This is a genomic window from Kitasatospora brasiliensis, from assembly GCF_032654805.1.
GTDB classification, from domain to species: Bacteria; Actinomycetota; Actinomycetes; order Streptomycetales; family Streptomycetaceae; genus Kitasatospora; species Kitasatospora brasiliensis.
Genome location: NZ_JAUOOW010000006.1, coordinates 65,424 through 86,070 on the forward strand (window position 1 = coordinate 65,424; position 20,647 = coordinate 86,070).

Here is a 20,647-nt window from a genome sequence, read left to right on the forward strand (position 1 = left end):
GGGTAGGGCCTAAACCTTCACCGGGGTCAGCGGCTCGCAGCCGCCGAGCACCGCCAGCACGTTGTCCACCGCCAGGCCGCCCATCGCCTGCCGGGTGCGCACGGTGGCGCTGCCCAGGTGCGGGGCGAGCACCGCGCGTTCCTGGGCGAGCAGTGCGGACGGGACGGCCGGCTCGTGCTCGAAGTTGTCCACGGCGGCGGCGAACAGCGCGCCGGACTCCAGGGCGGCGGCCAGCGCCTCCTCGTCCACCACGCCGGCGGTCATGCTGACCACCACCGCGCCGTGCGGCAGCAGGGCGAGCCGGCGGGCGTCCAGCAGGTGCCGGGTCTCGGCGGTGAACGGGCAGGTGACGACCAGCACGGTGGAGGTCGCGAGCAGCTCCTCCAGCGGCTTCCAGTCGGCGCCCTCGGCCTGCTCGGGCGTCAGGGCACGGCGGTTGTGGTAGCTGACCGGCATGTCGAAGGCGCGGGCCCGGCGGGCCACCGCCTGCCCGATCCGGCCCATCCCGAGCACGCCCAGCGGGGTGCCGGCCAGTTCCAGGCCGAGCAGGAAGCGCGGCGCCCAGCTCCAGGGCGTGCCGGAGCGCAGCAGCCGTTCGCCCTCGCCGAGCCGGCGGGTGGCGGCCAGCAGCAGCGCCCAGGCCATGTCGGCGGTGGCCGTGGTGAGCACGCCGGGGGTGTTGGTGACCAGGACACCGCGCTCGGCGCAGGCGGCCACGTCCACGTTGTGGTAGCCGACGGCGTGGTTGGCGACCACGGCCAGCCGGGGCCCGGCCGCGTCGAGGAACTCGGCGTCCACCCGGTCGTCCAGGGTGGTGATCACGGCCCGCCGGTCGCGCACGGCGGCCAGCAGCTCGGCCCGGTCCATCGCCTCGTCGGAGTCGTGGCAGGTGACGGCGTGGTGCGCGGTGAGGCGCTCGACGACGCCGGGGGCGAGGCGCCGGGTGACCAGGACCGGGGGCGGAGTGTTCATGACCTCGGAGCGTACCCCGCCCCCTTCCCGGTCAGACCGGCTGCGGTTCCAGGTCCCGGTTGATCCGCTTCCAGCCCCGGGCCGAGACGGTGTTGGGGTGCTCCTCGCCGAACTGCCGGATCAGTTCGGCGATCGACCGCGCCCGCAGCTCGGCCGCCTGGGTGTGCCGGCCGCAGGCCCGCAGCGTTATCGCCAGGTTGGCCTCGCAGGCGACCGCGTCCGGATGCTGGGCGCTGTAGCGCTCGCACAGCCCCTGGTACGCGGCCCGGCCGAGCCGCTCGGCGCGCTCGTTCTGCCCGTCGTCGCCGTAGGCGTTGGCCAGGTTGATCATCGCGTTGAGGGTGTACGGGTGCTCCGGCCCGACCGAGCGGGTCAGCCCGTCCACGGTGAGCCGGCCCCGCTCGATGGCGCCCTGGACGTCGCCGCTGCCACGCAGGTAGATGCCGAGGTTGTTGGCGCAGGCCAGGGTGAACGGGTGCTCGTCGCCGAACAGCCGCCGGTGGCCCTCGAAGACGGTGGAGCAGAGGTCCCGGGCGGCCTCCTTGTCGCCGGAGGCGCTGTGGTCGGCGGCCAGGTTGAGCGCGCAGGCGAGCGCGTCGGGGGCGTCGGCGCCGTAGCGCTCCAGGTACCGCTCGTAGGTCTCCTTGGTGATCCGGCGGGCTTCGGCGAGCTGGCCGATCCGGCGCAGCGAGACGGCCAGCGACTTGGCGTTGCGCAGGTTCTCCGGCAGATCCGGGTCGAGCACGTCGCCGAGGTCGGAGGTGACCTCCTGGAGCAGGTCCACCGAGCCGCGGTAGTCGCCGAGTTCGCGCAGGTCGCGGGCCAGGTTGGACTTGGTGGACAGGGTGTAGGGGTGCTTGGGGCCGAGCACCGCGGTGCGCCGGTCGAGGGTCTCCTGGTCGAGCTCCCGGGCCGCCTCGCTGTCGCCGACCAGCCGGTAGTCGATGGCCAGGTTGTTCGCCATGGAGAGCGTGCGCGGATTGTCGTCGCCGAACAACTCCCGGAACTGGTCCAGGATTTCGCGGTCAAGGTCGAGCGCTGCCTGGAACCGGCCGAGGGCCCTGCGGTCGGCGCCGAGCGAGCCGGCCGTCATCAGGGTGTACGGGTGGTGCTCGCCGAGCAGCGCCCGCTGGCGCTCCACGGTGTCCTCGTCCAGCGCCAGCGCCTCGGCGTAATTGCCCTGGGAGCGCAGCACGTTGGCGAGCTGGAAGCGCAGCAGCAGGGTCTGCCGGTCGTTCTCGCCGAGCTTGCCGGTCCACTCCGCGTCCAGCGCGTGGCCGAGGTCGCGGGCGCGGTCGAGTTCGCCGCGCTTCCACAGGTAGCGGACCCGGTCGATGAGCAGCTGGCGGGTGTCCGCCTCGTCGCAGTTGTGCGCCTTGGACGGCGACAGGTGCGGCCAGATCTCGTCGAAGGCGGGCCAGTTGGCCGGGTCGTCGGTGTCGCCGAGGACGGGCCGGGCGCCGGTGAGGATGCGATGCACCTCGTGGACGGCGATCTCCTGTTCGTCGGCGGTCATCCCGGCCCGGATCACCGCCTGGACGAGCCGGTGCACCTGGAAGCTGTTGCTGCCGGCGTCGACCTTGGCCAGCGCGTACCGGCCGATCGCCTGGATCACCTTGCCCAGCATGAACTTGTCGCTGAGGTCGGCGTCGAACTTCACCAGCGCCCGGATCATCTGGTCGCTGTAGAAGAGGTTCATCGAGATCGGCTCGGGCGCGAAGAACGCGCACAGCTGGAGCAGCCGGACGGCCGCCGGGGACTGCTGGCGCAGCCGTCCGATCGACACGTTCCAGGTCGCGGCGACCGGGGTCGGGTAGTCGGCGGGGCGGCCGACGGCCAGCGCCCGGGCGGCCTCGGCGTGCAGCTGGGCGACGTAGGTCTCCACCGGGGTGCCGGTGGTGTCCAGCCAGGCGGCGGCCACCTCGACGGCGAGCGGCAGGTCGCCGACCGCCTCGGCGACCCGGTCGGCGTCCGGACGGGAGAGGCTGCGGGCGCGCCGGCACAGGTGCTCGACGCTCTCGCCCCGGGTGAAGACGTCGACTTCGAGCGCCTCGGCGTGCCCCGTCCAGGCCTGGTTGCGGGAGGTGACCAGGATGTGGCCGGAGCCGCCGGGGAAGAACCGGCGGATCTCGGCGGGCTCGTCGGCGTTGTCGAAGATCAGCAGCCAGCGCGAGGTGGGCACGCCGCGGCGCAGCGCCTCCCGGGCGGCCTCGGCGGCCTCGGTGACGGAGTCGCCGACCCGCAGGCCCAGCCGGCGGGCGAGTTCGGCGAGCGCCGGGGCGACCAGCTCGATCTGCTCGGCGTCGATCCACCAGACCAGGTCGTAGTCGGACATGAAGCGGTGGGCGTACTCCAGCGCCACCTGGGTCTTGCCGACGCCGCCGAGGCCGTACAGGGTCTGCGGGGTCGGCAGCACCGCCGCCATGCCGCCGCGCAGCTGGTTGCGCAGCTGCTCCAGGACGGCGGCGCGGCCGGTGAAGGACGGATTGCGCGGCGGGACGTCCCACACCGAGGGCTTGCTGCCGGGGAAGCGCGGCCCGCCGCTGGGCGCGTCGTCGAGCGTCGCGTCGCCGCGGCCGAGGGCGCGCAGCAGGCTCTGGATCGACTGGGTCTCGTCGCGGCCGACCAGGTCGACCGGGTTGCGGTTGCTGAACGGCGCGGTGAGCCGCACGTCGCCGACCCGGACGGGCAGCAGCTGGCGCCGGGTGCCGGAGGGGTCGGAGCTGACCACCGACTCCCACAGCGCCCTGGCCTGCGGGGAGCGCTGGTAGGCGGGCGAGAGCACGGCGACCGTCCGGTACGCGGAGTCGATGCCGCGCTCGGTCTCCTCGCGCGGGTCGGTGCCGGCGCTGAGGTCGCGCGGCAGCACCCGGAAGCCGGCCCTGGTCAGCACGGACTCGATCCAGTCCGCCCACATCCGGTCCTCGGGGACGTACGAGAGGTAGAGGTCGGCGGGCACGGACGGGCGGCGGCGGGTGAACGCGTCCACGTACCGCAGCCGCACCTCCTCGTCCATCGGCGGCAGGCCGGCCGCCCGCCCCTCGGTGATCGTGGCGGTGAGCCGCTCGCAGGCGGCCAGCATCGAGGTGGGGGTGCCGGTCTGGTCACCGAAGGTCGCGAGGATCTCCTCGTAGGCGTAGAACGGCCGGTACGGGATCTCCACCGAGCCCCAGTACTGGGCGAGTTCCTCGCCGTTCAGGCCGGCCGGCAGCCCGTCGAAGCGGACCCGGGCGAGGGCCCGGCCGGCGTCCGCCTTCTCCTTCTCGCCCTCGTCGATGCGCATCGGGACGGGCAGGATGCGGATGCCGCGGTCCCGGTAGCGGTCGTGGATGTGCTGGGCGATCCGGGAGGCGCCGTCGATGGACTGGTCGCTCAGGGTGAAGCAGACCACCAGGTCGTCGGGCATCTGGACGGTGCAGATCTCGGCGATGTCGGACAGGCCGGTGCGGGAGTCGATCAGCACGTAGTCGTAGCGCTTGGCCATGTCGGCCTTGAGGGCGTCGAAGAACTGCCCGCCGTCGAACCGGTCGTAGAAGATGTCCCAGTCCAGGTGGGTGACGGCCTCGGAGTAGTCGCGGTTGAACTGGCCCGCGGAGAGGAAGTCCAGGCTGCCGCCGCCCGGGAAGTACGGCCAGGTGAGCGAGAGCGCGTGCGGGTGCACCCGGGCGAAGTCCAGGTGCCAGCCCTCGGCGTGCTCGACCGGGCGCAGCGCCTCCTCCCGGTACTCGGCGATCAGGTCCATCATGCCGGTGGTGCCGGCCAGCGAGGCCGGGTCGAGGAACGGGTGGAAGAACTTGGCCAGGCCCGGGGCCTCCAGGTCCCAGTCCACGGTGAGCACCCGGAAGCCGTTGGCGGCCAGGATCCAGGCGGTGTTGGCCAGCGCCATGGTGCGGCCGGTGCCGCCCTTGTAGGAGTAGAAGGTGATGATCCGGCCGTTGCGGTCCTGCTCCGCCGCCTGCCGCTCGGCCTCCCGCTGGGCGATCACCTCGGCGGGGGTGATGCCGCCGAGGCGGAGGTTCCTGGTGCGGTTCTCACTCATCGAACTCCTCGTCCTCCCGACGGGTTTCCGTCTGCTCCCGGGTCCGGCCCTTGGCCGGGTCTCTCGTCCCCGTCGAAGGGGTCGTCCGGTCCGTACCCGCCTCCCGGGCGTCGGAACGCGTCCCGCAGGCTCGGTCGAGGCACCGGGGGCTCCTCCGGCTCGGCCCGGGTGCGCCCCTCGAAGGCGTACTTGGCCTTCATCGCCGCCCGGGGCAGCGCGTCGTCGAAGTCCTCCAGCGTGCTCAGCCCGGTGGGGCCGGTCGGGCCGGTCGCGCCGAGGAAGCTCGGGCGGCTGGCCCGCCGAGTGATGCGCAGCGCGTCGTCGCTCAACTCCACCAGCTCGTCGGCGCATTCGACGCACTCCGGGTCGTCCCCGTTGAACGGCTCCAGGACGCCCACCCAGGTGGCGTCCGAGCGGTCGAAGCGCCGGACCAGCTCGCGCCGGCGCGGGTCGCGCAGCGCCCACCGGTCGAGCAGCAGCAGGCCGGGGGCCTCGGCGTTGCCCTCGATGATCGACTCCACCTCGTCGTCGAACTCGTGCACGGTCGGCTGGAACCCCAGCTGCCGTGCCAGCCGCACCGCGTGCTGGGCGATGGGCGAGCCGGACGGCCGGTACGGGTGCCAGTCGAGACGCCGCTCACCGTAGTAGTCGGGGCTGCGGTCCGCGGGCAACTCGCCCTGATGATAGGTGAGTACGGAGATCCGCAGCTGCTTGGTCGGGGCGGTGACATTGAACGCGCTCGGCAGGGTGCTGAACTCCAGCCGCCGCCCGATCGGGATCACCGTCTCCTCGGCGACCTGCACGATCCGGGCCGCCAGCCGGTGCACGGCCAGCTCGTAGGCGGCGCGGAAGTAGCTGAGCTTCATGAGCGCGTACAGGCCCTCGGTGGCGTACTCGGGCCCGAAACTCGCGTGGTTGAACTGGAGTTCGCTGGCCACGTCCGGCAGCCGGTAGCGGCTCATCGGGGCCCACAGCACCGGGACGATGCCGCTGGTGCGCTCGGCGTCGAGGTTCGCCGGGTAGACCGGTCGGCGGGTGAAGGCGTGCCATTCCTGGCCGCACGGAACGCTGTTGAAGTACCGCGGGGAGTAGAGGGGGACGAACACCCGGCAGGACGCCAACTCGTCGGACAGCCGTTCGGCCCACAGCTCGCCCTGGTGCATGGACTCGTCCATGAAACCGACCGCGACCCCGTCCGGGACGGTGGTGAGCTGGAGCACCGCCTCGCACAGGTCCCGGTACAGCTGCCTGACCCAGTGGTTCGGATCGCTCGCGCCCCGCGCACCGGCCTTCGGGGTGTGCGCGTAGGAGAGGAAGAAGTACGGCCGGGCGTCGTCCTCTTCCCAGCCCCGGTCAGTCACACGCGCCTCCCCCGGGCCCGTCGGCAAACCTGCCTCCCGCAGCCCCCGTGCGGCGGGGCTTCAGTGTAGGAACGACTGACACCCCAATGGAATAGCACAACGTCTCGCACGAATTGACATGACCGAAACGACGCGACCAACCGTGCACTGAGAGCAGTACCCTCGTTCCGGCCGCCGCGCACCACCCAGGAGGGCATCCGTGGACCACCTCGTCTGGCAGAAGTCCAGCACCAGCAGCGACAAGGACGTGTGGATCGAGATCGCCTCCGAGGGCGACTCCGTCTACATCCGGCAGTCCGACGACCCATCGCTCATCGTCACCACCACCCGGGTCAAGTTCAGGGCCTGGGTCCTCGGCGCCAAGGCCGGCGAGTTCGACCACTTCGTCCAGGCCGCGCCCCAGGGCTGAGTCCTGCGGGTCCTGCCGCGCAGGAAGTCGGACGGGCCGACTTCCTGCGCGGTCTCCGCTAAAGGTTTAGGTCCGCCAGCCAGCCGTCCAGCGGCACCCGGCAGGAGTTGAGGATCCCGGCGACCATCCCGTACGTCCCGACCAGCGCCAGCAGTTCCAGCAGCTCCGGCGCCGAGTGGCTCCGCGACAGCGCCTGCCAGGTGTCCGGAGCGAGCGCGTGCCCGTCGTGCAGCTCGTCGACGGCCCGCAGCAGCGTGCGGTCGGCCTCCGACCAGTCCGGGTGCTCCGGCCCCTCCTCCACCCGGGCGATCTCGCCCCCGGTCAGCCCGGCCGCCGAGCCGAGCCGGGCGTGGTGCTCCCACTCGTACGCCGAGCCGGTGCGGTGCGCGGTCCGCAGGATCGCCAACTCGCGCTCACGGAACGGCAGGAGGCCCTGGTTGAGCTGGGCGAGCAGCGGCACCAGGGCGACCAGGAGGTCGGGGTGGTGGCCGATGGTGGCCAGGACATTGAGCACCGGGCGGCCCGCCAGCGGCCCGGCGCCGTCGGCGACCAGGGCGGCCGCGGGGCCGTCCAGGCGCCCGGCGAGGGCCGCGATCTCGGCGCTGGGCCGCGGCGCCAGGCGGGGGCCCTCCGTGGCGAACTCCTCCAGCTGGACCAGCAGGTCCTGCTCGACCGGGGTCCCGTCGCCGTTCAGCTCCCGGTACACGGCACCGATGTTGAGCAGCAGCCGCTCCCGGTCGATCCAGTCCTCGAAGCCGCTCAGGTCCATCTCCCGCGCGGCCCGCAGCACCGGGACGCCCGCGCGGTGGGAGCGCGTGGCGTGGGCCAGGACCCGCTCCAAGTAGCTTCGGAAGGTACGGACTTCGGGCTTGCCGACGACCGGGCCGTGTCCGGGCACGATCGTCTCGACGTCCAGGCCGAGGATCAGGTCACAGGCGGCGATCCAGCGCTCCACCGGCCCGCTGTGGACCACCGGGTGACCGCCGATGAACAGGATGTCCCCGGCGAACAGCACGCCCGTGTCGGGCACGTGGACCAGCACGTCACCCCAGGTGTGGGCGGGCCCGACCTCGATCAGCCGGACGGTGCGCTTCCCGACGGCGACCTCCAGCTCGCCGCTGAAGGTCCGGTTCGGCAGGGTGGGCACGATGCCGATGAAGTCGAAGACCTTCCGCATCTCCCGGACGACTCGCGGCAGCGGCACGTCGCCGGGCGCGGCGAGGAGTTGGTGGAGGTGGTCGCGCCCCATGTCGATCGCGGCGGCCTCGGAGGCGATCACCGTGGCATCGGGCAGCAGCTGGTTGCCCCACCAGTGGTCGCCGTCGCTGTGGCTGTTGACCAGGGTGTCGATGGCGGCCGCCGGCAGGGCCTGCTTGATCGCGGCCAGTAGGTCCCGGGTCTGCGGGACGGTGAACAGGGTGTCGACGAGCAGGGCTTCATCGCCGGAGACGACCAGCCCGGCGTTGCTGAGCCCCCAGGAGCCGTTGGGCTGGAGGTAGGCGTAAGTGTCGGCGGCGATTTCGTGCAGACCGAGGGTGTACGGGACGACCATCGCTTGGTCTCCTCGCTAGGTGGACTGGAGTACCAACATGTACTCCAGTCCACTCATGTATTCAAGTACACTTTCGCCGTGACCTCGACTCCGCCCCCTCCCTCGCCGTCGACTTCAACTCGCCGCGACCAGCGCCGCACCGCGACCCGGGACCGGCTGCTGACGGCCGCGCTGGAGCTGTTCGCCACCCAGGGGTACGCGGCCACCACCTACGACCACATCGCCGCACGCGCGGACATGGGACGGCAGACAGCGTTCAACCACTTCCGCCGCAAGGAGGACTTCGTCACCGCCTGGGTCCAGCAGCGCCACGAGGTGCTGGACCGGCAGGACGAGGCCCACGCGCCGATGATGGAGGCGCTCGCCGCCGCACTGCGCGCCCTCGCGCACCTCAACGAGCGTGAATACGCGCTGGCGAAGGAACTGCACGACAGCGGAGTCCTCCACGCCACCTTCGGCCCCGGCGCATCCGCCCCCCGAGCGTTCACCGCCGCCACCCTCCGGGGGCACGAACAGGGCGAGATCCGGCTGGAGTTGAACCCCTGCGACGTCGCCGACCTGGTGTTCGACACGTACGTCACCGCCCTGAGCCGCTGGCTCGCCGCCGATGCCGCCTACCCGCTCACGGACGCCCTGCTCGGCAGGCTCGACATCCTCGCCACCGGCTTCACGGCCTGACGACACGGGCGCGGGCCCCGTCCGGTGGGACGGGGCCCGCGTTGCGCCTAACCCTGGCGGCGCCTGAACTCGCGAAGAAGCGAGAGGAGGTTGACCGGGGTGCTGGCCGGAACACTGCCGAGCGAGACGAGGACCTGGCCGTTCAGGACGGTCTCCCCTGGCTTGGCCGAGGGCCAGAGCAAGCCCAATTCGCGGCCCTCGGTGCGGAGTTCGACGATGAGGTCGGCGAGGTCCTGCTTGGTGAGGCGATGGAGGGAGGGATCGCGCGGATGGAGGGGGTGCAGGGCGCTCACGCGACGCAGTCCAGCTCGAACCAGACCCGCTTGCCCAGACCCTGGGGTTCGGCACCCCAGCGGTGCGTGAGGCCCTCGACCAGCTGGAGGCCCCGCCCCGACTCGGCCTGGAGATTGATCTTCTGACGCTTCGGCAGCTCAGGACTGCGGTCCGCGACGGTGACGCGGAGGGTCTTGTCGGAGTAGACGACCGTGACCACGGGCGAGGGCGTCATCCCGTGCCTCCAGGCGTTCGCCAGCAGCTCGATCAGGGCGAGCTCGGCGTCCCCGATCGAGGAGTTGGCGTACCCGGCGCGCGACATCGCATCGCGCAACACCTCGCGGGACACGGTGAGGGAGGGGGAGTTGAGGTGGGGGTTACACATGGGGAGTCTCCCAGCGGTGCAGAGGAATGCCTACAGACAGGCATGACTGACGCCTCGCCTGGTCGGCGCTGTGTTACGGAACTGTAGGTGAATCCCCCTCAACTCTGCAACACTCTCCGCGCATGCCCCTACACTTTCCGTAGGCATCGATCGCTCGAAGGGCACACCATGGGATTCAGGACCGGGATCAGCGAACGACAGCGCCGCTTTGGCGAGGAGCTTCGCCGAGTTCGAGACGCCGCCGGCCTCTCGGCTCTGGAGGTCGGCGAGGCCCTCGGTGTAAAAGGCCCCAACATCAGCCACACCGAAGCTGGCAGGCTTGGGCTCAACCTTGAGCGGCTGAATGCCTGGCTCGACCTCTGCAAAGTCACGGATCCCGAGTACCGAGCCGGCCTCATCTCCATGAGCGAGAGTTCGGGCAGGGGCTGGTGGACCGAGTTCAAGCACGACGTGATTCCTCCGGCTCTCGATCTGGCCGAAGTGGAAGCAAGCGCCACGGCCGTAGACACCTACGAGACCCTTCTGATCCCCGGCCTCTTGCAGACCAAGGCGTACAGCGAGGTCATCAACGGATACAACGAGAGGAAGGTCGAGTTCCGCCGACAGCGCCAAGGGCTACTGAAGGGCACGAACGCCCTTCCGCTCCGCGCAGTGATCCATGAGGCCGCTCTACACATGATGTACGGCGGCCCGACCGTCATGCGCGACCAACTGACCCATCTGATCGAGATGAGCCAGCTGCCCAACGTGACGATCCAGATCCTCCCGTTCGACTGCACCACGTATGCATCGACCGACACCCCATTCATGTTGGCCCGGGGACCACACGCTCGACTCCACACCGTTCTGCTCGAACATCCGCATGGCTCGACCTTCGTAGGAGACCCTGAGTCCGTGGCAGCGTTTGACCAGAAGTTCGACCGGGTCAGGGGACTCGCTCTTCCTCCCCTATCCGTTTCCACCCCTACGCCGTCCGCGACCTATCGTGACTCGATGGGCTTGATCCAGCACATCCGTTACAAGGTCCAAGGAAGGTGACCATGAGCCAGCTCCTCTGGCAGAAGTCGAGCTTCAGCGGCGACCAAGCCAACTGCGTCGAAATCGCGTCCGCCGACGATCGCGTTTACATCCGCGAGTCCGACGACCCCACCACGATCGTCACCACCACCCCCACCAAGCTCCACGCCTGGATCGGCGGCGCCAAGGCCGGCGACTTCGACCACCTCACGGCCTGACCTTCACCCCCGTGCCCCAGCGAAAGACCGGGGCACGGGGGTGCAAGCTTCCGAACGGGGCATGGTTCAACCATGACCCACCTCGACTGGCAGAAGTCGAGCTTCAGCGGCACCAACACCAACTGCCTCGAAATCGCTTCCGAAGGTGAGCCGGTCCACATCCGCGAGTCCGACGACCCCACCCACATCGTCACCACCACCCCCGCCGTACTCCACACCTGGCTCCACACCGCCAAGGCCGGGCACTTCGACCACCTCACGGCCTGACCCCTCACCCCCGCGCCCCGGCGGCAGGCCGGGGCGCGGGGGGAACTACCGCCCTCCCGCCAACTACCCGACCGTCACACGCCAGCGGTGACGATCGGTCCACCCATGCGTGGGAAGTCGGCCAGGCCGACTTCCTGCGCACCGGGCTGGCCTGCCGCTTCGGCGGAGCCGAACCGGCGGGCGGGGTGGGGTGGCGGGGCGGGTGTGGGGGCGGGGCGGGCATCAAGTCTTCATTCCGGGTTGATCAGCGTGATGTTCAGCCGGCCCCCATGAACGCCGCAGATCCAGCAACCTCCCGGCGGCCTCTTGCTCCCCGCAAGAGGCCGCCGAAGGGCCACACAGCCCGTCACTCCCCACTGCGCAGGAAGTGCTCGGGGTCCGACGGCGGACTACCCCAGCGGGCAGAAAAGACCCGGCCAGAAACGGTTGGGGCACACGATCAGGTAGTTTCCGGCCCAGCGGCTCTCCGAGACCCAGGATCCCCACACTACGTCGTTCCCGTCCATGAGTTGCTCCACCGCGTGCACTCGCCGCTTGTCCTCTGACACCTCACATCCGATTCCCTGCTCAAGACACCGGTCGACCATCCACACCACCGTATCCTCCGCCCGCGACCAGGTGTCACGCACCTGCGAGGCCGGTCTCAGCAGCCAGCAGCCGGTCATCATCGGCGGCAGCTCCGAGGTCTGAAATCCGCCTCCTTCCACAGGCCGCCGTTCCCGCTCCCTCGCCAACAGGCGGCCATCCCCTACCCAGTCGTAGCCGTGGTAGTGCTGCACCTACGTGTCTCCCTCGGAAGCGACGAGGTCCCGGCCGCCCGCCACACGACGGGGCAGCCGGGACCAGAGACCTCGGGTACTCCGGGCCTCAGACCGAGAGCCCGAACCTGGCCGGGTCGATGCCGGCGGCCTTCAACTCCGTTGCGGTGAACAGCAACGGGTCACGGTCCGGCCGTTTGCTGTCGCCGACAGCGAACACACCCTCCTCGACCACCCCGAGCGTCACGCACGACTCGCCATCGTCGCCCCCGCCCTGGTTCCCGCCACACGCACGCTTGAACTCCACCTTCGATAAGTCGAGTTCGTACAGGTCGCGATCGTTCACTACCGCACCTCCTACATCGATTCGGGGCGCGCGCAGGCCCTGCTCCGCCCGGCTTCGGGCGGAAATCGCCGGGCCCCTTAGCCGCCCCTCCCGATGGGCGAGAACACGTTAAGGGAATTTGAGAACGCCGAAGGCCGTATTCCCGAGGCCAACTAAAGTCCTCGTCCCGCATTCGCCGACGCCCGTACGAGGTCCGACAGCACCAGCCCGGCAACGCCCTTATTTCAGATCAGGAATATCCCCGGTAGCACGTAGACATGTGTCCCGCATGGCCCTAGCGTCGTTGATGGGTCGGGAGTTACCCGCCCCGGAAGGAGCCGGCGTGACCGAGAAACCGCAACTGACGCGCCTCACCGGCAAGTTCGACGGGCCGAACTGCGATGACGACGACTGCCCGAACGTGTACGCGACCGACCGGGACACGGTCGTGGTCCAGGGTGACCACTTCCCCGCGCTGAAGGTGGCCGCTGGAGAGTTCGCCGTCGAGATTCCCCAGCACATTCTGGAAGAGGCCGCCCGTGCTCTTGGACGGTGAGCAGTGGCGCGCCCACTTCGACGGCTACCAGCGCGCAGCCTTCCGGTTCGAGGCACAGCCCACCTACACCATGCCCAAGGAGGCCGATAACCTGGCCCGTTTCCTGCGCGGAGAGCCGAAGCCGCCGGAGCACAACACGGCGTGGCACCAGCGGGTGCGTGGCTTCGTTTCCTCCGGGCGCGCGATCGGCCGCGTCCGTGTGGTGCGTCGACCGCTCACGGACTACCAGCGGTACCAGTTCGCCTGGGGCATCCCGGGCAACATCGCGGCGGGTGAGGACATTCGAATCCTCGACCTCACCGAGCGGGACCTCGGCATCCCGGACCAGGACTGGTGGCTGTTCGACGACTCGTCCGTGGTCCACCTGAACTTCCGGTCTGACGGCACCCAGATCAACCGGGAGTTGGTCACCGGTGACATGCGCCGGTACCAGGAGTGGAAGAGCATCGCCCTGGCCCACTCCGTTCCGTTCTCCGAATACCTGAAATCGGCCGGGTGACACTCGATCCGGATCAGCTCGGTAGATCAAAGGCGGATCTCGCCGAAACCCTGAGGAATCTTCGCCTGGAAGCCGGTCTCACAGGAGACCGGCTTTCGGTTCGTTGTGGAATTTCCCAGAGCAAGATCAGCAAGATCGAGACCGGGAAGCTGACACCCAGCCTCGTGGATGTGGAACGCATCTTGAGAGCACTCGGTGCTCCGGCTGCACTCGTCCACGAGGTGTGCGCACTGGCTCGAACAGCGAACACCGAATGGCAGGACAAACGAGCCTCATGGCGCCGTGGCATCGAGAAGCGTCAGGCCGAGCTGGCCGCTCTGGAAGCGGACGCGACCGAGCTGCGCTACTTCCTGCCCGCGATGATCACAGGCCTCCTGGCCACTCCCGAGTACATCCGGGCCAGTTTGGGGCACTCCCCCGGCGCCAAGACCCTCGTCATGGCCCGCAAGATCGAGCGCCAATCGGTGCTCTACGACGAGTCGAAGACATTCACCTTCCTGCTCACGGAGCAGGCCGTGACGTGGGCGCTGCTTCCGCCCCAAGCCATGGCCGTCCAGATCGACCGCCTCTCTTCGCTCACCCACCTGCCGACGGTCCGCATCGGAGTCATCCCGCACGGGACCCGGCTCACCCGCGGGCCGATGAATACGTTCACCATGTACGACGACCGCCTCGTCACCATGGAGTCGTTCACCGGCCGCATCGTCTTCCGGGATCCTCGGGACATCCAACGCCACCGCGAGATCTACTCGTTGTTCGAGCAGTCAGCCCTCTTCGACGAGGAGGCCAGGGAGCAACTCGGAAAGTGGTCGATGCTGTACCGCCGCTGACCCCCCTGACGCCCAGGGCCGCGCGTCGGCCCAGACGGCTTCGGAACGCCAAGCGTAGTTGCCGAACCAGCCGTGCGGGTCGACCGGTTGAGCGCCGGGTCCTCCACCCTCGCCCCACGCCTGCGCAGGAAGTCGGCCTGGCCGACTTCCTGCGCACTGGACTGGCCCGCCGCTTCGGCGGAGCCGGAGCGGCGGGCGGGGTGGGGCGGCGGGGTGGGTGTGGGGGCGGGGGGCGGGAAACGGCGGGATCAGGCAATGGGAAGAGAGAACAACGCGCGGGGTTCAGGGGCGGCCGCGGCGCAGGATGTCCTCCGCGAGGTCGACGGCTTCGCGGAGCGAGACCAGCAGGCACTCCGCCGCCCCGATGCGCCCGGTGGTGATGCCGCGGGCCGTCCGCAGGACTTCGGCGCCGAGGGGGCCGAAGTGGACGTCGTCCAGGTCGGGGGCCTGGAAGGCCGTCCAGCCGTCCTCGCCGACGCAGCGGTACTCGCGCTCGGTGACGTCGGGCATCCGCAGGTCGGCCAGGTGGAAGGCGGTGAAGCGGTCCATCGGGACGCCGAGCATCAGCACCCGGGCGTCCAGGTCGTAGAGCCGTCCGAGCGGTGACTCCGGGCCGAGGTGGGAGGTCAGCGGGTGGTGTTCGGTGACCTCCCCGGCCTGCCGCCCCACCGCCGCCCAGGAGGTCTGCGGGTGGCGGCTGCGCAGGGCGCCGGGGCAGGTGCGGATCGCCTCCGACAGCGCTCCCACGGTGGGCGAGGCCGGGGTCCGGGCCGGGTCGAAGCGGGGCATCCGGGCCTGGTAGGCGTCGACCTCGGCCGGGGTGAGCCCGGCGATGGCCGACTGGTGGAGGCGGGAGCTGGCGGAGTTCTCGGGCGTGGCCGTGTACGCGACCAACGTGCCGTCGGAGCCGAGGACTTCGCGCAGCGCTTGGACCACGCCGGCCGCCCCGCCGGGCACCGGTCCGAGGGTGCGCAGGGACGCCTGGACGTGCAGCACCGTGCCCGGGCGGACCCCGAGGTCGGTGAAGGCGCGGGCGAGCGGGTCGGTGGTGATGGCAGCTCCCTGAGGTGAGGGTCAGACCCCGGCCCGCTCCCGTCGCACCCGGTCGGCCGCCTGCTCGGCGGCGGCGGGCAGCGGCACGGCGAGCCAGGGGGTCACGGTGGCACGCATCCCGTCGGCGAAGCGCACGCCCGTCCCGGTCAGGGCTCCGGATGCCGAGAGCCGTTCCACGGCCTCGGCGGTGTACCGCCGCCAGAGCGCGAACTGCTCCCGCGCCCGGTCGGCGGCCCCGCCCGGCAGCCCGTCGTAGGCGAGGGTGCGGGTGCCCCAGTACTCGGTTACCGCCAGGTGGGCGTACGTGCCCTGGAGCAGTCCTTCGAGCGGCCGGGGGTCGGGCCGCCAGGGCGCGAAGTAGAGGGTGGTGTCGGTGCGGTCGTAGAGGTCCGTCAGGTCGAGCACGGCGCCGAGCTTGACATGCTGGAACTCGTGGGCGAGCAGCAGTGCCAGCGTCGGCGCGGTGGCCGGCCGGGCGATGCCGACCGCGCCGTACGCCTGCCGGGCCGCCGAGCTGATGTCCCGGCCCGCCGGGCCCGGCCGCAGCGGGGTGACCGTCGACAGGCCGGCCCGGATGCCGTCCGCGTACCCGGGCAGGTCCCGCCCGAGCAGCTCCCAGGCCTCACGCAACGCGCCTGTCCAGTTCAGCAGTTCGCCGTTCGAGAGGCGGTCGGCCACCGGGTGGTCGTGGCTGTCGCGCAGCGGGTCGGTGTCTTCCAGGACGACCGTCCAGCCGCCGGCCAGCCGGACCCGCCGCAGCGGTTCGTCGAGCACGGTGTGCACCGAGCCGTCGGCGGCCCGCACCTCGAAGCCGTCGGCCCGCCCGGTGACCACGGCTTCGCCGTCGGGCATCGCGATCCGGCCGAGGGTGGGCAGGTGCAGCCACCCGCCGCGCACCGGCACCGCCACCGCGTCGCCCCGCCCGGCTCGCACCGCGGCGGCGGCGGCGAGCGCGGCCAGCGGGCCGAGCCCGACCGGCAGGTCCCCGGCGAGCCGGCGGGCCGCCCAGGCGCGGGCGTAGGGGTGGGCGAACACGGCGTCCACGGCGGCGGGGGCCGCCGCGTCGAGCTCCGCCAGCAGTGCCCAGGCCTCGGCCCGGCCCTGCCCGGAGGCGTCCCAGGCGGCGGCCAGCATGGCGCGGGTGAGGGCGAGTTGGGAGCGTCCGAGGGCTGCGATGGTGTCGGCGCTCCCGTATCCGGCTGCCAGCTCGTCGAGTTGCGCCGGGGTGAGCGTGCCGGAGAGCGGATCAGCGCCGGCCTGAGCCGGAACGGTCACCGAAGCAGCGCTCCCCGCAAGGCCGTTGACGAAGGTCATCAGATCACCGCAGTAGACGGAGGGATGGTCGAAGCTGCCTGCTCCATCGTCGCTCCGATAGCGGTGGGCGTACAGACCGCCACCGCAGGAGCGGACCACGGAGCAGGCGCGGCAGGCCTCGCTGAGCCCGGCCAGGCCGGACTGTCGGGCGACGATGCCGGGGTGCCGGGCGAGGTCGTCGATGCTGTGCGCGAAGACGTTCATCCCGGTGGCGGGTGCGCCGTCGTACGCCGTCTTCAGGCTGTCGGCCTGCTCGAACGTCCCGTCCGTCTCCAGGACGGCCAGGTCGGAGGGCTCCAGCCCGAGCGACTCGGTGAGGCTGGAGAGGCCGCGCAGCGTCCGGTGCACGGACTCGAAGGTCCGCACGGCGAACGGCCGTCCGTCCGTTTCCCACAGCCTGTGGACGGTCAGCAGCCAGTCGGCGTACGGGGTGGCCCCCAGCGCGGCGGGACGCTTCGGCGGCTCGTCCCAGGTGGCGTGCGGGAGCAGGAAGTCCACGGCGGGCGGCCGGAGTTCGGCCAGCGCCCGGTACACGGCCACCGGATCGTTGTCGACGTCCATCGTGCACAGCAGCCCGGCGAACAGGTGCCGGTACTCGGGCTCGTTCAGCAGAGCGACCGCCCGCAGCACCTGTGGATGACTGCTGCGCCCGTCGGCGAACCGCCGGTGCCGGTCGTTGGCGGCCTTGTCGCCGTCCAGTGAGATGCCGACCTTGATGTCCGACTCCGCGAACAGCGCGCAGAATTCTCGGCTCAGCAGCACCCCGTTGGTGTGGATGCGCAGGTCGAGCGAGCAGCCGGCCGGAAGCGCCGCCCGCAGCGCCTCGGCCGCCCGGCGCAACCGGTCCGGGCCGGCGAGCAGGGGTTCTCCCCCGTGCAGGACGACCCGGACGGCGGGCAGCCGGTGGACGGCCGCGTGCTCGCCGATCCGCTCGGCGGCCTTGGCCAGGATCCCGTCCGCGATGACCTTCGGCCGGGAGCGCCAGCTGCTGTCCGCGTGCTCGTAGACGTAGCAGTGGTCGCAGGCCAGATCGCACCTGCTGTGCATCTTGACCACGAACTGCGTCAGTGGCAGCGGAATCGACGTCGTCATGGAACCGGGACTGTTCGGTTTCGGTGAGCCTCGGCGGGACCCGGTGGGGCTCGGCGAGGCTCAGTGGGGTTCGGTCCGCTCGGTCCGGATCCCGATCGGGAATCCGGGCCGGGTGTCAGATCGAGGAGTTGAAGGCAGCGACCGGCACGAGGCCGGAGTCCGCGCCGGGGAGCGCGCGCTGGAGCCGGGAGGCGAGCTCTTCCGCGCCGAGCGCGGCGAGGTCGGCGAGGGAGGGGCGTTCCGGCGTCTCCTGAGGGTCAGTGAGCTTGCCGGCCGGCCTGATGCTGGTTACCGGAGTCATAGTTCGTTTCCTTAGGCGCGGTTAGAGCCTGCCGAGGGTGGGTAGGCCCACCCGATTGGGACCAATGTAGTGCCAGCGAAGACTCCGCGCGGCACGTTGCGGACTCACGGTGGGCTCCCCGGGCGGCCGACGTCGTACGACAGCGCGCAGAGCCCCTGGAATTCACCCGTTCAGCGGTCGCGCACTTCGCCGTGGCGCGCGCCGAAGCGCGTCGCCGGGGTAAGGAGCGTCGCCAGGACAAGGGCCTGGACCGGTACCTGGGCACACCCCGGAAGTGCCCAGGGAAGCACCCGGACAAGCACGCCATCCGGCCAAGCATCCGTGGATCCGGCTTCATTCCACCGACTCGCCGAGCTCCCGGACGGTCCGCACCAGCTCCCCGGTGAACTCCAGCCCGCTCGCGGTCAGTTCGCCGCAGGTCAAGAGCGTCTGCGCGGCGGTCAGGGTGTGCTCCCGCCAGCGGACGAACTCCCCGTGCGCGCGGGCGGCGTCGCCCACCCCGGCGGCCGCCTCCGCCCGCCAGAAGTCCACCACGCCCAGGTGCGCGTACGCCCCCTGGAGCAGCGCCCCGGCCGGGCGCGGGTCGGGCCGCCAGGGGGCGCGGTAGACGGCCGGGCCGTTGGGGCGGTGCAGCGGCACCAGGTCCAGCAGGGCGCCGAGTTGGAGGTGCAGGAACTCGTGCACCAGGGCCAGCGCCAGCAGCACCGGATCGCCCGGCAGCGAGGCCGCCACCGCGCCGTACGCCCGTCGGGCGGCGGCGCTGACCGCCTCGCCGCCGGGCGCGGGCCGCAGCGGCACCACGGTGGTCACGCAGGCCGCGACGGCCCGCGCATGACGGCGGTGGCGGCGCACCAGGACCTCCCAGGCCTGGGCCAACCGCTCTTCCCAGAGCGCGAGTTCTCCATGCGGAAGCGGACCGGCCGGCGGTCTTCCGTAGTCCACCCGGCGCGGACCGGCGTGGTCGATCGACGGCGCCCAGCGCAGCCCGTCGCACTCCAGCGCGAGGGCGGGGCCGGGGCCGGAGCGGAGGAACTCGCCCAGCCCGTCGAGCGGCACGGCCTCCCCCGCCGCCGCGCCGCGCAGGCAGTCGGCCGCCCAGGCGTCCAACTCGGGCCGCAGCAGCACCACTTCCCACCGCTCCCGGTCCTCCCGTTGCAGCGCCCGCACCCGGGCGTACGCCTCCCGGTAGCCGTCGTGCTCCGGCGCCGCCCGGCGCAGTGCCAGCAGCAGCAGCGCCCGCTTGCTCAACTGCCCGGCCCGCAGCAGCCGGACGGCCTCCGGCCCGCCGCGCGCGCCCGCGATCGCCCGGAACGTCACCCGGTCCACGCCGTGCCGGGGCAGCCCGTCCGCCCCGCGCGCGCCCGGCACTCCGGCCACCGTCACCTCGCCCGTACCCGCCACCGGCTTTCCTCCTCGTGTCCGCGGCTTCCGGCCCGTTCGGCCGGCCCATCGCCCAACCCGCCCGGTCCGCCCGCAGTCTCCCCGCAGGAGGGCGGATCAGCCGGACGGCGGCCCGGCATGACCCGGACGGGTGAGCCGGAGGCGCGAGCCGTCCTCAGCCGCGGACCAGCCCCGCCACCCCCGCGCGCAGGCGCCCGGCGATGTGCCGGATCAGCCGGTCCAGGTCCGCGCAGTACACCGACGGGTGCCCGAAGCCGTCCCCGGCGTACCGGTGCGCGTACAGCCCCCCGCCGCAGACGCCCGCCAGCGGGCAGCCCGCGCAGACCGGCCCGAGGCCCGCGCGACCGCGCTGGCGGGCCCGGAAGGCCGGGTGCGCGGCCGCGTCCGCGAAGCCGTGCCGCCACACGTCCAGGCCCGTCCCGGGGGCGCCGTCGTAGGCCACCTTGAGGCTGTCCGCCTGCTCGATCGTCCCGTCCACCTCGACCACCACCAGGTCGACGGGCGCCAGCCCGACCGCCTCGCTGGCCGCCCGCCCGCCGAGCAGCAGCACCGACAGCTCCTCGAACAGCCGCACCCCGGTCTCCCGGCGCGGCGCGTCGTACCAGCGGTCGAACGCGGCGATCAGCCACTGCCCGTACGGCGCCGGCGCCGTGGGCGACCCGTCCGGCGGCGCGTCCGGGACGGCCCGCGCCGGCACCCCGGGCGGGGGCTCCCGCCAGGTCGCGTGCGGCAGCAGCAGGTCGAGCCGGGGCGGCGCGAACTCCAGCAGCGCCTCGTAGGTGGCCACCGGGTCCGATTCCAGGTCGACGACGCACAGCAGGCCGGCGAACAGCTCCCGGTGCCGGTCCGAGCCGAGCAGCCGCACCGCCTCGGCGGTGCGCGCCCAGCTGCCCGCGCCGGAGGGCAGCCGCCGGTGCCGGTCGTGGTCGGCGCGGGTGCCGTCCAGCGACACCCCGACCGCGACCCGGTGGCGGTGCAGCACGTCGAGCAGCGCCGGTTCGTCCAGCAGTCGCAGCCCGTTGGTCTGCACGGTGAACCGCACCCGGGGCCCGATGGACGCCAACTCGCCCAGCAGCGCGTCCAGATGGCCGGCGCCGACGAGCAGCGGCTCACCGCCGTGCAGCACCACGGAGACCTCGTCCAGCCCGTGCTCGGCCGCGTGCTCGTCGATCCGCCGGGCGGTGCGGCGGACGGTCGCGAGCTCCATCCGCCGCGGACGGTCGCGCCAGCTCTGGTCCGCGCCCTCGTACACGTAGCAGTAGTCGCAGGCCAGGTTGCACCGACTGTGGATCTTCAGCAGGAACTGCCGGAACGGCACCATGCCGTGAGCCTAAGCCACCCCACCTG

Annotated in this window: 21 protein-coding genes; 8 read left to right on the forward strand and 13 right to left on the reverse strand. The window is 71.6% G+C overall.

Annotation, left to right across the window (positions count from 1 at the left end; translation table 11 throughout):
* Positions 1-9: 9 nt before the first annotated feature.
* The 3 genes from QWJ13_RS23060 to QWJ13_RS23070 are packed head-to-tail and all read right to left on the reverse strand — an operon-like array spanning position 10 to position 6,372.
* Positions 10-972, reverse strand: a complete 963-nt coding sequence (locus tag QWJ13_RS23060; protein ID WP_316526792.1) for a 2-hydroxyacid dehydrogenase — start codon at positions 970-972, stop codon at positions 10-12.
* Positions 973-1,003: 31 nt separating this feature from the next.
* The gene (gene fxsT, locus QWJ13_RS23065; RefSeq protein WP_432277585.1) at positions 1,004-5,011 is read right to left on the reverse strand and encodes an FxSxx-COOH system tetratricopeptide repeat protein; all 4,008 of its coding nucleotides are present in this window, start codon (positions 5,009-5,011) and stop codon (positions 1,004-1,006) included.
* Positions 5,008-6,372, reverse strand: a complete 1,365-nt coding sequence (locus QWJ13_RS23070) for a TIR-like protein FxsC (RefSeq protein WP_316526793.1) — start codon at positions 6,370-6,372, stop codon at positions 5,008-5,010. Before QWJ13_RS23070 ends, fxsT begins: the two co-directional genes overlap by 4 nt.
* 199 nt (positions 6,373-6,571) lie before the next feature.
* Here QWJ13_RS23070 and QWJ13_RS23075 point away from each other — a divergent pair, with 199 nt between their 5' ends.
* Positions 6,572-6,781, forward strand: a complete 210-nt coding sequence (locus QWJ13_RS23075) for a DUF397 domain-containing protein (RefSeq protein WP_316526794.1) — start codon at positions 6,572-6,574, stop codon at positions 6,779-6,781.
* Between the two features lie 58 nt (positions 6,782-6,839).
* On the opposite strand, the gene QWJ13_RS23080 is transcribed toward QWJ13_RS23075, so the two are convergent.
* Complete coding sequence (locus tag QWJ13_RS23080) at positions 6,840-8,333, reverse strand: MBL fold metallo-hydrolase (RefSeq protein ID WP_316526795.1); 1,494 nt, start codon at positions 8,331-8,333, stop codon at positions 6,840-6,842.
* Positions 8,334-8,411: 78 nt separating this feature from the next.
* On the opposite strand from QWJ13_RS23080, the gene QWJ13_RS23085 reads away from it, so the two are divergent.
* On the forward strand, positions 8,412-9,011 hold the full coding sequence (locus QWJ13_RS23085; protein WP_316526796.1) for a TetR family transcriptional regulator: 600 nt from the start codon (positions 8,412-8,414) through the stop codon (positions 9,009-9,011).
* Positions 9,012-9,058: 47 nt separating this feature from the next.
* On the opposite strand, the gene QWJ13_RS23090 is transcribed toward QWJ13_RS23085, so the two are convergent.
* Both QWJ13_RS23090 and QWJ13_RS23095 read right to left on the reverse strand, forming a co-directional pair.
* Entirely contained in the window at positions 9,059-9,304 is a 246-nt protein-coding gene (locus QWJ13_RS23090; protein WP_316526798.1) for a hypothetical protein, read from the reverse strand.
* Complete coding sequence (locus tag QWJ13_RS23095) at positions 9,301-9,669, reverse strand: ATP-binding protein (RefSeq protein ID WP_316526799.1); 369 nt, start codon at positions 9,667-9,669, stop codon at positions 9,301-9,303. The genes QWJ13_RS23090 and QWJ13_RS23095 overlap by 4 nt, the downstream gene beginning before the upstream one ends.
* 168 nt (positions 9,670-9,837) lie before the next feature.
* Between QWJ13_RS23095 and QWJ13_RS23100 the strand changes: the two genes are divergently transcribed.
* From QWJ13_RS23100 to QWJ13_RS23110, 3 genes are all read left to right on the forward strand, one after another.
* A complete protein-coding gene (locus QWJ13_RS23100; RefSeq protein WP_316526800.1) occupies positions 9,838-10,707 on the forward strand; it encodes a helix-turn-helix domain-containing protein in 870 nt (289 codons plus the stop codon).
* Between the two features lie 2 nt (positions 10,708-10,709).
* Positions 10,710-10,904 (forward strand): DUF397 domain-containing protein, encoded by a 195-nt coding sequence (locus tag QWJ13_RS23105; protein ID WP_316526801.1) that lies wholly within the window; start codon positions 10,710-10,712, stop codon positions 10,902-10,904.
* Between the two features lie 72 nt (positions 10,905-10,976).
* A complete protein-coding gene (locus QWJ13_RS23110) occupies positions 10,977-11,171 on the forward strand; it encodes a DUF397 domain-containing protein (RefSeq protein ID WP_316526802.1) in 195 nt (64 codons plus the stop codon).
* A 389-nt stretch (positions 11,172-11,560) separates the two neighbouring features.
* On the opposite strand, the gene QWJ13_RS23115 is transcribed toward QWJ13_RS23110, so the two are convergent.
* Both QWJ13_RS23115 and QWJ13_RS23120 read right to left on the reverse strand, forming a co-directional pair.
* Positions 11,561-11,950 carry a hypothetical protein gene (locus QWJ13_RS23115; protein WP_316526803.1) on the reverse strand — a complete coding sequence of 130 codons (390 nt, stop codon included), beginning with the start codon at positions 11,948-11,950 and terminating at the stop codon, positions 11,561-11,563.
* Between the two features lie 88 nt (positions 11,951-12,038).
* The gene (locus tag QWJ13_RS23120) at positions 12,039-12,275 is read right to left on the reverse strand and encodes a DUF397 domain-containing protein (protein ID WP_316526804.1); all 237 of its coding nucleotides are present in this window, start codon (positions 12,273-12,275) and stop codon (positions 12,039-12,041) included.
* A 322-nt stretch (positions 12,276-12,597) separates the two neighbouring features.
* Here QWJ13_RS23120 and QWJ13_RS23125 point away from each other — a divergent pair, with 322 nt between their 5' ends.
* Genes QWJ13_RS23125 through QWJ13_RS23135 form a run of 3 tightly spaced genes read left to right on the forward strand, consistent with a single transcriptional unit; the run spans position 12,598 to position 14,139 of the window.
* On the forward strand, positions 12,598-12,810 hold the full coding sequence (locus tag QWJ13_RS23125; RefSeq protein ID WP_316526805.1) for a hypothetical protein: 213 nt from the start codon (positions 12,598-12,600) through the stop codon (positions 12,808-12,810).
* On the forward strand, positions 12,794-13,309 hold the full coding sequence (locus tag QWJ13_RS23130) for a DUF6879 family protein (RefSeq protein ID WP_316526806.1): 516 nt from the start codon (positions 12,794-12,796) through the stop codon (positions 13,307-13,309). The genes QWJ13_RS23125 and QWJ13_RS23130 overlap by 17 nt, the downstream gene beginning before the upstream one ends.
* A complete protein-coding gene (locus QWJ13_RS23135; protein ID WP_316526807.1) occupies positions 13,306-14,139 on the forward strand; it encodes a helix-turn-helix domain-containing protein in 834 nt (277 codons plus the stop codon). Before QWJ13_RS23130 ends, QWJ13_RS23135 begins: the two co-directional genes overlap by 4 nt.
* Before the next feature lie 282 nt (positions 14,140-14,421).
* On the opposite strand, the gene QWJ13_RS23140 is transcribed toward QWJ13_RS23135, so the two are convergent.
* From QWJ13_RS23140 to QWJ13_RS23160, 5 genes are all read right to left on the reverse strand, one after another.
* Positions 14,422-15,135 (reverse strand): AAC(3) family N-acetyltransferase, encoded by a 714-nt coding sequence (locus QWJ13_RS23140; protein WP_316526808.1) that lies wholly within the window; start codon positions 15,133-15,135, stop codon positions 14,422-14,424.
* Positions 15,136-15,213: 78 nt separating this feature from the next.
* A complete protein-coding gene (locus QWJ13_RS23145; RefSeq protein WP_316526809.1) occupies positions 15,214-17,598 on the reverse strand; it encodes an FxsB family cyclophane-forming radical SAM/SPASM peptide maturase in 2,385 nt (794 codons plus the stop codon).
* Between the two features lie 115 nt (positions 17,599-17,713).
* Positions 17,714-17,899, reverse strand: a complete 186-nt coding sequence (locus tag QWJ13_RS23150) for a hypothetical protein (protein ID WP_316526810.1) — start codon at positions 17,897-17,899, stop codon at positions 17,714-17,716.
* A 333-nt stretch (positions 17,900-18,232) separates the two neighbouring features.
* Complete coding sequence (locus QWJ13_RS23155) at positions 18,233-19,300, reverse strand: aKG-HExxH-type peptide beta-hydroxylase (RefSeq protein WP_316526811.1); 1,068 nt, start codon at positions 19,298-19,300, stop codon at positions 18,233-18,235.
* Between the two features lie 154 nt (positions 19,301-19,454).
* On the reverse strand, positions 19,455-20,621 hold the full coding sequence (locus tag QWJ13_RS23160; RefSeq protein WP_316526812.1) for an FxsB family cyclophane-forming radical SAM/SPASM peptide maturase: 1,167 nt from the start codon (positions 20,619-20,621) through the stop codon (positions 19,455-19,457).
* Positions 20,622-20,647 lie beyond the last annotated feature (26 nt).

Coding starts and splice junctions, on each gene's coding strand:
- QWJ13_RS23150 (WP_316526810.1), bottom strand. CDS start 17,899: ATGACTCCGGTAACCAGCATCAGGCCGGCCGGCAAGCTCACTGACCCT.
- QWJ13_RS23060 (WP_316526792.1), bottom strand. CDS start 972: ATGAACACTCCGCCCCCGGTCCTGGTCACCCGGCGCCTCGCCCCCGGC.
- QWJ13_RS23080 (WP_316526795.1), bottom strand. CDS start 8,333: ATGGTCGTCCCGTACACCCTCGGTCTGCACGAAATCGCCGCCGACACT.
- QWJ13_RS23100 (WP_316526800.1), top strand. CDS start 9,838: ATGGGATTCAGGACCGGGATCAGCGAACGACAGCGCCGCTTTGGCGAG.
- QWJ13_RS23105 (WP_316526801.1), top strand. CDS start 10,710: ATGAGCCAGCTCCTCTGGCAGAAGTCGAGCTTCAGCGGCGACCAAGCC.
- fxsT (WP_432277585.1), bottom strand. CDS start 5,011: ATGAGTGAGAACCGCACCAGGAACCTCCGCCTCGGCGGCATCACCCCC.
- QWJ13_RS23095 (WP_316526799.1), bottom strand. CDS start 9,669: ATGTGTAACCCCCACCTCAACTCCCCCTCCCTCACCGTGTCCCGCGAG.
- QWJ13_RS23160 (WP_316526812.1), bottom strand. CDS start 20,621: ATGGTGCCGTTCCGGCAGTTCCTGCTGAAGATCCACAGTCGGTGCAAC.
- QWJ13_RS23110 (WP_316526802.1), top strand. CDS start 10,977: ATGACCCACCTCGACTGGCAGAAGTCGAGCTTCAGCGGCACCAACACC.
- QWJ13_RS23145 (WP_316526809.1), bottom strand. CDS start 17,598: ATGACGACGTCGATTCCGCTGCCACTGACGCAGTTCGTGGTCAAGATG.